12 protein-coding genes are annotated in these 13,361 nt (G+C 61.0%); 8 read left to right on the plus strand and 4 right to left on the minus strand.

Translation table 11 applies throughout. The features are described 5' to 3' along the window. Positions 1-9: 9 nt before the first annotated feature. The 8 genes from DBR44_RS07100 to DBR44_RS07135 all read left to right on the plus strand — a co-directional run bounded on the left by DBR44_RS07100 (position 10) and on the right by DBR44_RS07135 (position 8,643). Complete coding sequence (locus DBR44_RS07100) at positions 10-1,341, plus strand: glutamine synthetase family protein (RefSeq protein ID WP_103523626.1); 1,332 nt, start codon at positions 10-12, stop codon at positions 1,339-1,341. A 219-nt stretch (positions 1,342-1,560) separates the two neighbouring features. Next, the gene (locus tag DBR44_RS07105; RefSeq protein WP_124643387.1) at positions 1,561-2,940 is read left to right on the plus strand and encodes an aspartate aminotransferase family protein; all 1,380 of its coding nucleotides are present in this window, start codon (positions 1,561-1,563) and stop codon (positions 2,938-2,940) included. A gap of 324 nt (positions 2,941-3,264) precedes the next feature. After that, positions 3,265-4,122, plus strand: coding sequence for a flagellar motor stator protein MotA (motA, locus tag DBR44_RS07110; protein WP_124643389.1), 858 nt, complete (start codon positions 3,265-3,267; stop codon positions 4,120-4,122). An 18-nt stretch (positions 4,123-4,140) separates the two neighbouring features. Continuing rightward, entirely contained in the window at positions 4,141-5,049 is a 909-nt protein-coding gene (gene motB, locus DBR44_RS07115) for a flagellar motor protein MotB (protein WP_124643390.1), read from the plus strand. Between the two features lie 6 nt (positions 5,050-5,055). Further along, positions 5,056-5,802 (plus strand): class I SAM-dependent methyltransferase, encoded by a 747-nt coding sequence (locus tag DBR44_RS07120; RefSeq protein ID WP_124643392.1) that lies wholly within the window; start codon positions 5,056-5,058, stop codon positions 5,800-5,802. Continuing rightward, a complete protein-coding gene (locus DBR44_RS07125) occupies positions 5,789-7,111 on the plus strand; it encodes an HDOD domain-containing protein (protein WP_124643394.1) in 1,323 nt (440 codons plus the stop codon). Before DBR44_RS07120 ends, DBR44_RS07125 begins: the two co-directional genes overlap by 14 nt. 3 nt (positions 7,112-7,114) lie before the next feature. Next, on the plus strand, positions 7,115-7,918 hold the full coding sequence (locus DBR44_RS07130) for an RNA methyltransferase (protein WP_124643396.1): 804 nt from the start codon (positions 7,115-7,117) through the stop codon (positions 7,916-7,918). A 35-nt stretch (positions 7,919-7,953) separates the two neighbouring features. Further along, entirely contained in the window at positions 7,954-8,643 is a 690-nt protein-coding gene (locus tag DBR44_RS07135; protein ID WP_124643398.1) for an N-acetylmuramoyl-L-alanine amidase, read from the plus strand. 147 nt (positions 8,644-8,790) lie between these two features. Here DBR44_RS07135 and DBR44_RS07140 read toward each other — a convergent pair whose 3' ends face one another. Genes DBR44_RS07140 through DBR44_RS07155 form a run of 4 tightly spaced genes read right to left on the minus strand, consistent with a single transcriptional unit; the run spans position 8,791 to position 13,303 of the window. Beyond that, positions 8,791-9,165, minus strand: a complete 375-nt coding sequence (locus DBR44_RS07140) for a lysozyme inhibitor LprI family protein (RefSeq protein ID WP_124643400.1) — start codon at positions 9,163-9,165, stop codon at positions 8,791-8,793. Positions 9,166-9,208: 43 nt separating this feature from the next. Next, positions 9,209-10,441 carry a multifunctional CCA addition/repair protein gene (locus DBR44_RS07145; RefSeq protein ID WP_124643402.1) on the minus strand — a complete coding sequence of 411 codons (1,233 nt, stop codon included), beginning with the start codon at positions 10,439-10,441 and terminating at the stop codon, positions 9,209-9,211. After that, positions 10,441-11,388, minus strand: coding sequence for a complex I NDUFA9 subunit family protein (locus DBR44_RS07150; RefSeq protein WP_124643404.1), 948 nt, complete (start codon positions 11,386-11,388; stop codon positions 10,441-10,443). Before DBR44_RS07150 ends, DBR44_RS07145 begins: the two co-directional genes overlap by 1 nt. 25 nt (positions 11,389-11,413) lie before the next feature. After that, positions 11,414-13,303: a lytic transglycosylase domain-containing protein gene (locus DBR44_RS07155; protein WP_124643405.1), complete on the minus strand. Its 1,890-nt coding sequence runs from the start codon at positions 13,301-13,303 to the stop codon at positions 11,414-11,416. Positions 13,304-13,361: the final 58 nt, after the last annotated feature.

Consider the following 13,361-nt stretch of genomic DNA (forward strand, 5'->3'; position numbering starts at 1 on the left):
GAGGAAAACATGAACCAAATCAATGATTGGCTGCGAGAACATCGCATTACGGAAGTCGAGTGCATCGTACCGGACATGACCGGCGTGGCACGCGGCAAGATCGTCCCCAAGGACAAATTCGTCTCCGACCCGGAAATGCGTCTTCCGGAAGCGGTACTGATCCAGACTGTCACCGGCGATTACCCGGACGACAGCATGCTGGACCTGACTGACCCGGACATGGTGCTGACGCCCGATCCGAACTCGCTGCGCTTCGTGCCCTGGGCAGCGGACCCCACCGCCCAGCTGATCTACGACTGCTACCGCGCCGATGGCTCGCTGGTGGATGTGGCACCGCGCAGCGTGCTCAAGCGCGTATTGGGCCTGTTTGACGAACTGGGCTTCGAACCGGTACTGGCTCCGGAAATGGAGTTCTACCTGATGTCGCCGAACCCGGATCCGGATATCCCGCTGACCGCGCCTATTGGTCGTACCGGTCGCGCCGAATTCGGTCGCCGCTCCTACTCGATTGATGCGGTGAACGAATTCGATCCGCTGTTCGAAGACATCTACGACTACTGCCATGCGCAGAATCTGGAAGTGGACACGCTGATTCACGAAATCGGCACCGCGCAGATGGAAATCAACTTCCTGCACGGCAATCCGCTGGATCTGGCCGACCAGGTCTTCCTGTTCAAGCGCACCGTGCGCGAGGCGGCGTTCCGTCACAATATGTACGCCACTTTCATGGCCAAGCCGATGGAAAACGAACCGGGCTCGGCCATGCACATGCACCAGAGCCTGATCGACAAGAACACCGGCAAGAACGTGTTCACCAATGAAGACGGCAGCCCGTCCGACATCTTCTTCCACTTCATTGGCGGCATGCAGCATTACATTCCGGAAGTGATGCCGTTCTTTGCGCCGTACGTGAACTCCTTCCGTCGTCTCAGCCCGTATACCGCTGCGCCGACCAATGTGGAGTGGGGCTACGACAACCGTACCGTCGGCCTGCGCGTGCCGCATTCTTCCCCGGCCGCCCGCCGCGTGGAAAACCGCGTACCGGGTGTGGACGTGAACCCCTACATCGCCATGGCCGCCACCCTGGCCTGCGGCTACCTGGGTATCGTCAACAAGATCAAGCCGCGCGAACCGATGTCCACCGACGCCTATGAGCTGCCTTTCCAGTTCCCGCATGGTGCGGAAGAGTCGCTCAAGCGCCTGGCTGCCTGCCCGGATATTCCGGAAGTCATGGGCCCGCATTTCGTGAAGATGTATCTGGGTATGAAGGAGAAGGAATTCTCCGAATACTTCCGCGTCATCAGCCCGTGGGAACGCAAATTCCTGCTGCTGCACGTATAACAACGCTTTCAGGTGAGACCGGCCGGTCTTGAAGGATCGGCCGCAGGTGCCCGGCATGCCGGGTGTCTGGATAGTGGCAGTCGCAGCAGGCATCTTGATCGCAAGGCCCGTCAGGGCCTTGTTTTGAAACATCAATGTTGCAGCCTGAGGCTGGCCGATTCCGGCCAGCCCAACAATAAGCCCCACAGGGGCTGGAGAGATAGTAGAGAGGAAGCTTTTATGCAGAACCAACGTACTACGACCGAATGGCGCGAACTGGATGCAGCACACCATCTGCACCCGTTTACTGATACCAACTCGCTGAACGAGCAGGGTGCGCGTGTCATCACCAAGGCCGATGGCATTTATCTGTACGACTCCGAAGGGAACAAGATTCTCGACGGGATGGCCGGCCTGTGGTGTGTCAATATCGGTTATGGCCGCAAGGATCTGCCGGAAGTGGCGAAGCGCCAGATGGAACAGCTGGCCTACTACAATACCTTCTTCAAGACCACGCATCCGGCCGTGGTGGAATTGTCCCACCTGCTGGCTGAAGTGGCTCCCGAAGGTTTCAAGCACGTTTTCTACACCAACTCCGGCTCCGAATCCGTCGACACCATGATCCGCATGGTGCGCCGCTATTGGGATGTAAAAGGCAAGAAGGACAAGAAAACCCTGATCGGCCGCTGGAACGGCTATCACGGTTCCACCATCGGTGGTGCCAGCCTGGGTGGCATGACTTACATGCACGAGCAGGGCGACCTGCCGATTCCGGGCATCGTCCATGTTGAACAGCCGTGGTGGTACAAGCATGGCAAGGACATGACGCCGGAAGAGTTTGGCCTGGCTGCCGCCAAGTGGGTGGAAGACAAGGTTCTGGAAGTAGGTGCCGACAAGGTGGCTGCTTTTGTGGGTGAGCCGATTCAAGGTGCGGGTGGCGTGATTGTGCCGCCATCGACCTACTGGCCGGAAATTCAGCGCATTTGCCAGAAGTACGACATCCTGCTGGTGGCCGATGAAGTCATCTGCGGCTTTGGTCGTACCGGCGAGTGGTTTGGTCAGCAGGTATTCGGTTTTACCCCGGATATCTTCACCACCGCCAAGGGCCTGTCGTCCGGTTATCAGCCGATTGGCGCGGTATTCGTCAACGAAAAGGTGGCCACCACCCTGGCCGAAGGCGGTGACTTCAATCACGGCTTTACCTACTCCGGCCACCCGGTAGCGGCTGCCGTGGCACACGCCAACGTCAAGGCACTGCGTGACGAAGGCATTGTTGATCGCGTCAAGAACGACACCGGTCCCTATATGCAAAAGCGCTGGCGCGAAGTGTTTGGCCAGTTCGAGCATGTGGACGATGTCCGTGGCGTGGGCCTGATTCAGGCCTTCACCCTGGTGAAGAACAAGGCCACGCGCGAACTGTTCCCCAACTTTGGTGAAATCGGCACCCTGTGCCGCGATATCTTCTTCAAGCACAACCTGATCATGCGTGCCTGCGGCGACCACATCGTGTCCGCGCCGCCGCTGGTGATCAGCAAGGAAGAAATCGACCAGATGCTGGATACCGCCGCCAAGTGCATGGTGGAGTTTGAAAAGCAGCTGAAAGAACGCGGTCTGGCTTGAGTTATTGCCGTGACCGGTGCTTGATAAAAACGGGCCGTCCATGGGACGGCCCGTTTTTATTGCTCATTGTTGGCGCTTTGCTTGCCAGAATGGCCGCGCGCTGGCTACAAAAGAAGGGTGCAGGTCAACTGCAAGCTGTAAATGCCATGCTATTATTCGGGCTGTCGTTGCCTTGTCAGAGGCTTGGGCTGCCATCCGGCCAGCCTGTTCTGGCCGGGTGATGCAGGTGCTTGACGCCAAAGCCGGCCAGTGCGGGGATGCCAGGAACGGAATGGCAGTGACAGTGAATCTAGTCGCGATAATCACAATTACAGGACCAAGCTAATGTTTGTTGGAATCGGCTACCTTCTTCTCCTCGGCTGCGTGCTGGGGGGCTTTGTCGCAGCAGGGGGCCATCTGGGGGCGCTGATGCAGCCTCTGGAGGTGGTCATGATTGCCGGTGCGGCAGCTGGCGCTTTCGTGGTCGCCAATGGCGGCGCACCGATGAAAGCCACCATCAAGGCCTTGCCAACGGTATTCAAGGGCTCGCCCTACAACAAGGCCTTCTACATGGAGCTGTTCACCTTGTTGTTTGAAATCCTGTCCAAGGTGCGCAAGGAAGGCCTGATGTCGGTGGAAGCCGATGTGGAAAATCCGGAGTCCAGCCCGGTATTCTCCAAATACCCGGCGGTATTGCACGATCACCACGTCGTCGAATTTATCTGTGACTATCTGCGGCTGATGGTGGGCGGCAACCTCAATGCCTTCGAAATTGAAAACCTGATGGATGTGGAAATCGAAACCCACCACCATGAGGGCGAAGTGCCGATCAGTGCGGTAAAAGGCCTGGCCGATGGCTTGCCGGCCTTCGGTATCGTGGCGGCGGTGATGGGGGTGGTGCATACCATGGAATCGGTGGGTGCGCCGCCGTCGGAGTTGGGCATGCTGATTGCACACGCCCTGGTGGGTACTTTCCTGGGTATTTTGCTGGCCTACGGTTTTGTGGCCCCGCTGGCTACCATTCTGGAACACAAGCTGGGTGACGGTACCCGGGTATTCCAGACCATCAAGGTTACCCTGCTGGCCAGTCTGAATGGCTATGCGCCGCAGGTGGCGGTGGAGTTTGGTCGCAAGGTGCTGACTTCGACGGATCGTCCTTCCTTCAAGGAACTGGAAGATCACGTCAAACAGGCCAAGAAATAAGCGCAACAGGGTTGGAACATGGCTGACGAATCGCAACGCCCCATTATTGTCAAACGCATCAAAAAAGGCGGGCATGGCCATCATGGCGGTGCCTGGAAGATTGCCTATGCCGACTTCGTGACGGCGATGATGGCCTTCTTCCTGCTGATGTGGCTGCTGGGTTCGGCCTCGCAAGGTACGCTCAACGGTATTGCCGAATACTTCAAGACGCCGCTCAAGGTGGCGATGTCCGGTGGCGATGGCGCCGGCGATGCCACCTCGGTGGTGAAGGGCGGCGGTAACGATCTGACCAAGAAGGCCGGTCAGGTCAACAAGAGCAGCAGGGAACAAGAGCGCAAGGTGATGGAAAAACAGGCGCTGGACAAGCTGCAGCAGAAGATCCAGTCCAGCGTGGAGCAGAATCAGGTTCTGAAGGACTACAAGAACCAGATGAAGCTGGAAATGACCCCCGAAGGCCTGAAAATCCAGATCGTTGACGAGCTGAACCGTCCCATGTTCGATTCCGGTAGCTCGCGCATGCTGCCGCATACCCGTGAATTGCTGCAGCAACTGGCGCAGCAACTGAACCAGCTGCCCAATCGCATCAGCATCTCCGGGCATACCGATGCCACACCGTTTGGCAATGGCCAGAGCGGGTACAGCAACTGGGAGTTGTCGGCTGATCGCGCCAATACCGCACGGCGCGAACTGGTGGCCGGTGGCTTGCAGGAAGACAAGGTCATGCGCGTGGTCGGGGTGGCCGCAGCCAATCCACTGATCAAGAGCAATGTATTCAGCCCGGAAAACCGTCGCATTACCATTGTGGTGCTGAATCAGGAGGCCGAGAACGCCATCCTCAATGATGGTGTCAAGCCGCAGCTGAATCAGGAGCCGATCGGCCCGATCGGCCCGGCCGCAAACGCCGCAGCCCCGGCCAAGGCCGAATAAGCCTGCATGCGCTGGTTCTGGCTTCGCCACCTGACGGTGCAACTGCTGGCCGCGCTGGCCGCCTGGTTTTTCATCGCGCCGGCCATGCAGCCACAGGCCTGGTCGGTGCTGCAGGGTTTGTGTGCCGTTTTGCTGGCCTATGTCTGGCGTATGGCTGGCTGGCAAAAGCTGGCACACGGCCTGTTCCTGCCAGCGGTGGTGGTGTTGCAAGCGCAGGGCTTGCCGGGCTGGGTGTATCTGCTGGGCCTGCTGCTGACGGTGGCGCTGGGACGCAATGCGCTGACCGAGCGGGTGCCCTTGTACCGCTCGGCGCCGGAAGTGGCGGCCAGCTTGGCGCAATACCTGCCGCACGGAGCCCGTCTGCTGGAAGCCGGCTGCGGCGATGGCCGGCTGGCGATGCAACTGGCGGCATTACGGCCCGATCTGCACATTCTGGCGCTGGAAAATGCTTGGGGCAGCTGGTTGCTGGCGCGCTTGCGCTGGTGGCTTGCCGGGCGTCCGGCCGGACTGGCCTTTGCCTGCCATAGCTTCTGGAAAGAACACTGGGGGGACTATGACGCGGTGTATGCCTTTTTGTCGCCGGCACCCATGCCCCGGGTCTGGCGCAAGTTTCTGGCCGAAGGCACGCCAGGCAGCGTGCTGGTGAGCAATACCTTCATGGTTCCCGATGTCCAACCTGATAGTCGGATTCCGCTTGGCGGACCGCTGCAGAAAGAATTGCTGATCTGGTGCCACCCCCATGGATCTCGCTAACTGGTTTCAGTCCATCGCCGAGCGGCGCTGGCCGATTCTTCCCTCTACCTTGCTCGAGGTCAGGGATGCTTGCTCGCGCCACAATGACCTGATCAGCTTTACCGAGCTGGCCAATCTTTGCCTGTCCGATCCGCTGCTGCTGTTCGACTTGCTGCGCGTGGTGGGGGGCTCGCGGGCCTTGCAGCGCAATGAATCGATTCCGTCGGTCGAGCAGACGCTGATGCTGATGGGGCTGGAAGCGGTGGTACAGCGCTTTGGCAAGCTCAGTGCCATGCAGCCGGTGCCGGACAAGCTGGATGCCGAGGTGGTCGACGCCGTGGAAGACTGGCTGGGGCGCAGCCGGGTGGCGGCACTCATCATCAAGGAATGGCTGTCGATTTCCGGCGAGCACAAGGTGGAAGACTGCTTTGTCGCCGCGCTGATCTACAATCTGCCCGCCTGCCTCTACCTGATTTACCGTAACCAGCTGCCAGACAAGCCGCTGCTGCAGGAAGTGGCCGACCACTTCGGCAGCGACTACTCCAAGGTACTGGAGCAGTTTGTCCAGGCCATGCCACTGCCGGCAGGATTGCTGAATCTGCTGGGGAGCGGTGCACCGTCAAAACGCAAACAGTTGTTGAAGCTGGCCATGGCTACCGCCAACTCGCTGGAGCAGGGCTGGTGGCGTTCTTCATGGAATGTGGGGCTGGATCTGGTCGCCAAGCTGATTGGGGCCACGCCGCAGCAGGTTTATCTGGGTGTGGTGCAAGCTTGTGTGACGGTAGCACGGCAGCCGCGTGCCGCTGCCTATACCTACCCGGCGCGCTCCGTTCTGTTGATCGAGGGCGAATACAAGCGGCCGGAGCTGAAAAAAGCTGCGGCACTGACCAGCCCCGACCAGCTGGAGCAAGGCATACGCGAATCCATCCGCCATCTGTCCAATGACCTGAAATTCGAGCGGGTACTGTTTTACCGTTACGACCACGACAGCCACAGCCTGCGCCTGAAATATCAGGTGGGCCTGGCCGAAGGCCACGCGCTACGCAAGCTGCCGCTGGAGCTGGAGCCCGGCAGTTTTCTTGCCCTGCTCACCAGCAAGGCACAAAGCTTTCATGCGCCGGAAAGTGTGCGCAAGCAGCTGGTGCGCAAGTACGAGGATGATTTTTTCGAACATATCGGAGATAGCGAATTCGCCATCATGAGCCTGTATCTGGGCCATCGACTGGCCGGAGTGTTCTATGTCGACAACGGCCGCAGCGGCCGCGACATCGACGACACCAGCTATCACCGCTTCAAGGAACTGGTGGCCAGGCTGACGCCGCACCATTGATGCATGCAGTACACCGGTAAAACCATAAGTTCTCCCCATAACGACGAAGTCAAACAGCTGGCGCGGCTGGTACAGAACAGCCGCGAGCGGCGCAAGCAGGGTCTGATGGTGCTGGAAGGCATTCATCTGACCCAGTCCTGTCTCGAGGCCGGCCTGTTGCCGCAGCGTGTCTATGTCAATGCCCAGGCGCTGGCCCATGCCGAGGTGGCGGCTTTGCTGGCCTCCTTGCCGGCGACTTGTGCGCTGGCCATCCTGCCCGAGCCCATCATGGCCAAGGCCAGTGCGCTGGCCACGCCGCCCGAGCTGCTGGCCCTGTGTGCCCGGCCACAACCGGCGGCCCCGGCTGCCGATGCGGCGCGGGTGCTGCTGGAAGATATCCAGGATCCGGGCAATCTGGGCACCATCCTGCGCTGTGCTGCCGCCTCCGGTGTACGCGAGGTGCTGCTGTCCAAAGGCTGTGTTGATGTCTATTCGCCCAAGGTGCTGCGTGCCGGCATGGGGGCGCACTTCGTGCTCAGCATTCATGAGCAGGTCGACCTGGAAGACGCCATGCGTGCCTTTGCCGGCCGCAAGCTGGTGACTTATCTGGAAGGCAGCAGCTCGCTGTACAGCCAGGACCTGAGCGGTGCCGTGGCATTGGTGTTTGGCAATGAAGGTGCTGGCGTTTCGCCGGCCTTGCTGGCTCTGGCCGATGCCCGCATCCGCATTCCCATGCCGGGTCATGCCGAGTCGCTGAATGTGGCGATGGCGGCTACTGTCTGTCTGTTTGAACGGGTGCGCCAGCTGGAGCTGGCCGTCGCCCAGTAATGCGCCTGCCCTTATTTTCACAAGGTGGATTCCCGATGAAACTGTGCTGGAGCCTGACTCTGCTGCTTGGCCTGGCCGTACCGGCATTGGCGCAGAGCGTGCAAACCGTGGCGGTGGATGTGGGCCATTCCTTGCTGGCCTCCGGTGCACGCAGCGCCAGCGGCCAGACCGAGTTCAGTTTCAACCGGCGCATGGCCTTGCTACTGGCCGAGCAATTGCGCGAACGCGGTGTCGAGGTGCAGCTGATTGGTGCGGCAGGGGATATCAGGCAACTGAGCGAGCGCACCCTGCTGGCGCAGGGGCGGCAATTGCTGTTGTCGGTGCATCATGATTCGGTGCAGCCGCAATACCTGTCCGAGGCCGGGCGGTTTCAGGGTTACTCGCTGTTTGTGTCGCGCAAGAACCCTTTTGCCGAGCTGAGCCTGGCCTGTGCCCGACAAATTGCGCTGTCGCTGCAGGAGGCGGGAGAGCGACCAACCCTGCATCATGCAGAAGCCATTGCTGGTGAAAACCGGCCGCTGGCGGACGCAGCGCTGGGGATTTACTGGTTTGATGATCTGGTGGTGCTGAAAACGGCGACCCAGCCAGCAGTGCTGGTGGAGCATGGCGTGATCGTCAATCCGGCCGAGGAAGCGCGGCTGGCGCAGCCGGCGGTGACGCTCAAGCTGGCGCGCGCAGTGGCCGCGGGTGCAGTGCGCTGTCAGCCGGCAGCCGCCACACCATGAGACAGACCCTGCCGCCGGGAGGCGGGCAGGGTTTGGAGCCGCGAACAAAACCTCCGCTCCTGCCTTGCGCCTCCTTGCTGTACTCCTTGTACTAGCTGCGTCGGCGCGCCTTGGCCCGGGTGCGCGGCGAGATTTTGTTCGCCGCTCTTATTGCAGCTTGCTGTTCATGCAGCCGGCACTCTTGCACTCGCGCTTGCGGTCATTGATGAATTGCAGGCGGTCGATGGTGGTGCGGGTGGCGCAATCCAGATTGACAAAGAAGCCGCGCTGATCGCTGTAGCTGCAGTCATTGTTACGCTGGCGAATCCAGGCCAGCTGGCCGTTTTTCAATTGTTTTCTACCGTCGGCATCCAGTAGCTTGGCCAATTCGCCATAGCTCTCGTTCAGGTCCTTGTCGGCCTGGCTATAGACCTTGTTCAGGCAGTACAGGCCGTCAAAATCATTCTTGGGTTTGTCGCAGGCCGAATTGGCCAGGGCACTGGCACTCAAGGCCAGCAGAATCAGGCTCAGACAGGTTTTCATCGTGTTCTCCAGTGGGTTGTGCGGCAAGTTCATCAGGTCCGCATTACGCTTTGTCGGGCAGGCCAAGTGCCATCCGGGCGCTGGCGATGGCCTGACTGCGGGCGCTATCGACAGCGGCGGCGATCTGCCCTGGGTCGCTGCAGGCCTTGGCAATGCTGCTGGCATCCACCGACAGTGCCGCTGTCAGCAGTTGCTCCAGCCAGCCGGCTTGCGGATAGGGATCGGTCTCAAAATGCAGCCGGCCACGGGCGTCGGCCACGCCGGCGGCCAGCATCTGGCGGAAGCGCTCTGGTCGGCGCAGGGCGTCGCAATCCTTGAACAGGCGCAGGATGGTGCTCGGCTTCATCTGTGCGGTGCCATGCACCTTGGTGTGGTTTAGCACGGTGATGCGCGCCAGGTCGCGACATTCGGCTGGCACGCGCAAGCGTGTGCATAGTGCGAGCAAGGGCTTTTCGCCCCGGGCTTCGTGCCCGATATGCCGCGGCAGGATGTCGGCCGGGGTCAGCGCCTTGCCCAGGTCGTGGGTCAGTGCCGCAAAACGCACAGCCAGTGGCTGCTGCATGCGGGCTGCCATGTCGATCACGCGCATCACGTGGTCGCCGGTGTCGATTTCCGGGTGGTAGTCGGCGCGCTGCGGCACGCCAAACAGGGCGTCCACTTCCGGCAGAATGCGTTGCAGCGCACCGCATTCACGCAAGATCAGGAAAAAGCGTGAAGGCTTGTCTTCCTGCAAGGCCTTGGCCATTTCCTGCCACACCCGCTCAGCCACCAGTGCGTCCACTTCGCCGGCGGCCACCATGTTCTGCATCAGCTGCATGGTTTCCGGGGCAACGCTAAAACCGAAACGGGCGGCGAAGCGGGCCAGTCGCAAAATGCGCACCGGGTCTTCGGCAAAGGCCGGGCTGACATGGCGCAGCACGCCGGCCTGCAGGTCTTGCTGGCCGTGGTAGGGGTCGATCAACTGCCCCTGATCATCCTGGGCGATGGCATTGATGGTGAGGTCGCGCCGCGCCAGGTCCTGTTCCAGCGTGACGCTTTCATCGGCATGGAAGGCAAAGCCGTGATAGCCCTTGCCGGTTTTGCGCTCGGTGCGGGCCAGCGCGTATTCCTCGTGGCTGTGCGGATGCAGGAAAACCGGAAAATCCTTGCCCACCGGTTTATAGCCCTGTTGCAGCATGCTTTCGACACTGGCACCCACCACCACCCAGTCCCTGTCCTTGACCGGCAGGCCAAGCAGACGGTCGCGCACGGCGCCGCCGACAATGTATACCTGCATCAGCGTGCGGCTTCCCTGCGGTAATCGGCCAGGATGAGGTTGAACTCGTCCTGGCCCAGATAGTGGGGGGCCACCACTTCCAGCGGTGTCGGGGCAAAGCCGAGCAGGGCGCTGGGGAAGGGCTGCGGACTGACATTGTCCACGGCCAGCGAGCGCACATTGTCGCGGCTCATCAGGGTGGGGCCGGGCAGCAGCTCCATCAGCCCGGCCTGCAGCATGGCCAGGCCCTGTGGCAGGCCGATGACCGGGCGCGCTGTGCCGCGCAGTCGGCCGACATAGCGCACCAGCTCGGCCAGGGTATAGCTGCGCGGGCCGGTCAGGTCGAGGCTGTGGCCTACGGTGTGGGGGTTTTGCAGGCAGGCGACCACGGCGCGTGCCAAGTCATCGGCCCATACCGGGGCAAAGCGGGTGTTGGCACCGGCCAATGGCAGCATGGGTAGCTTGCCCAGCAGGCCGGCAAACAGGGTAAGAAAGCTGTCACCCCGGCCAAATACCACCGATGGTCGCAGGATGGTCCAGTCCAGCCCGCTTTCCCGCAGTCGCTGCTCGGCGATGCCCTTGGTTTGCTGATAGTCGCTGGGCGCATTGACATCGGCTCCCAGTGCGCTGATATGCAGCAGCCGGCGTATCCCCTGCTTGTGGCAACTGGCGATGATCTTGTCCAGCAACTCGATGTGGGCGTGTTCAAAGGCCTTGCGCGTGCCATGCAGGATGCCCACCATGCTGATCACCGTGTCGTGGCCGGCCAGCAGCTGCTGCAAGGCCAGCGGGTGGTGCACATTGGTGGAAACCACTTCGGTCTTGGGCAGGACAATCAGCGCGGCTTTGTTGCGGTCGCGATTGCGGGTGGCGATGGTCAGCGCGGCTTCCTGCTCGGCCAGCCGTTCTGCGATATAGCTGCCGATGAAGCCGCTACCGCCGATCAGGCAGATACGTCGATCTTGCATTGCTTTCTCCTTGTGCTGCGGTGGTTCAGCGTGCCGGAATCGTGCCCATGCGGGTCTTCAGTGAAATGTTGGCATGGCCGAAGGTGCTGGCATAGTAAGCCGCATTGGCCATGACCTTCTGCACATAATCACGGGTTTCGCTGAAGGGAATGGTTTCAGCATAGATGGTCCCGTCCAGCGGGCGGCCATCCTGCCAGGCACGGGCGCGTCCCGGGCCGGCATTATAGGCTGCGGTGGCCATCACTTCGTTACCGGACAGGCTGTCACGCACATAGCGCAGATACCAGGTGCCCAGTTGCACATTGGTGTCGATGTCGGTGACCGAATAGCTGGTCAGCCCCATTTTCTTCGCTACCCATTTGGCGGTGGCCGGCATCAGCTGCATCAGGCCGGAAGCCCCCACGCCGGAGCGGGCGGCGATGATGAAACGGCTTTCCTGGCGGATCAGGCCATAGACCCAGGCATCGTCCACCTCCAGCTGGCGGGCATAGCGCTGGGTGATGTCGCGATAGGGCGTGAGATAGCGCAGCGAGTAATCGTGTTCTTCCTTGGTGCGCTCGGCACTGTAAATGGCCATGTCGTAAAACGCTTCGCGGCGGCCGATTTCTGCAGCGGCCAGTAATTCCATGTCATTGCGGCCGCGCATGGCCCAGCGCCACTCGCGTTGGGCATCGCTGCGCAGTTCCGGTTTGCCCGCACTATTGCTGATATCCAGCAAGGCCAATGCACGCTGGATGGCCGGATTGGCACGCATGGCGCTGATGTCGGCCGTGCTGGGGCCGATCTTGCTGGCGGGGGTGGACAGCACATTGCCCAACTCTTCCAATGACAGCAAGGCGTAGTAATGGTGGCCGATGCTGGCCTTGGCAAACAGGGCCGGTGCTTCGCTGCCGCGTCCCAGCTGCTTCAGGCTGCGGGCGCGCCAGTATTGCCAGGCCGGTTTGCCTGCCACGGCTGCGGGCATGGCGCGGGTGATTTGTTCCAGTTGCGCCCACTGTTCACCGCGCAAGGCTGCGCGTGCCCACCATTCCCATTGTTCGGCGGTCAATTGCTGCGGGTCGGCCTTGGCATACCATTGCAGCGCCTGTGACATCAGTTGCTTGCGCGCTGACAGCAAGGCCAGTTGTCCCCAGGCAAAGCCGCTGCGCTCCTTGCTCAGCGAGCCTGCTACCGCCAGCAGACGGCTGACGGCTGCATTGCTGTCGCTACGCGCCTTGCTGACGATGCCATAGAGGATGGCTTCCTGGCCGCCGGCAGTGGCCGGGTTGGCTGCCGCCGGATTGTTCAGTGTGGCATTGTCCAGCGGCAAATTGGTGGCATCGGCCAGTTGGCGTGCCTGGCTCAGGTAATTGCCGGCCAGCAGCAGGCGCACCCGGCGCCACAGCCAGTCCTGGGTGAGCAGGCCTTGTCCGGCGGCGGCGGTCAGCAAGCGGTTACAGCCATCCGGTGCCGGGCGCATCTCAAGAAAACGGTTGAGGTCATCCGGTTTCTTGCCCTGGCGCGCATCCTGCAACTGGCCGTAGCAGGTCGATTCTTCATCCCTTGCATCTTCCGGCAGCTTTTTCCATTCGGCGGAGAAGCTGCTCCAGTCTTCACGCTTGCCCAGTTTTTTCAGCCATTCATTACGGATTTTTTCCGGCATCCAGCCTTCGCGCACGCTATTGAGAAAGCCCACGACCTGGCCATCGTTGTCGCGATCCAGTGCTTTGAGGGTCAGCCAATAGGACGGATAGTCATGCAGTGCGTAACTGGCCGGCATGGCGCTGGCGATGGTGGTCAGCTTGCCGAGGTCGTTGCTGCGATAAGCCTCGCGGGCGGCAAGCAGGTCTTCGTTATTGCCGGCCAGCGCTGGCATGGCGGCGGCAAGGGTCAGGGCAAGGCTGAGGGTGCGGAATGTACTGAGCGAACGGGTCATGTAAACAGATTCTCTTGAGGTCGGCCATTCCCGGCAGCTGCCCTTGTCAGGCAGTAGG

It is taken from the genome of Aquitalea sp. FJL05 (genome assembly GCF_003852595.1).
In the GTDB taxonomy this organism is placed as follows: Bacteria; Pseudomonadota; Gammaproteobacteria; order Burkholderiales; family Chromobacteriaceae; genus Aquitalea; species Aquitalea aquatilis.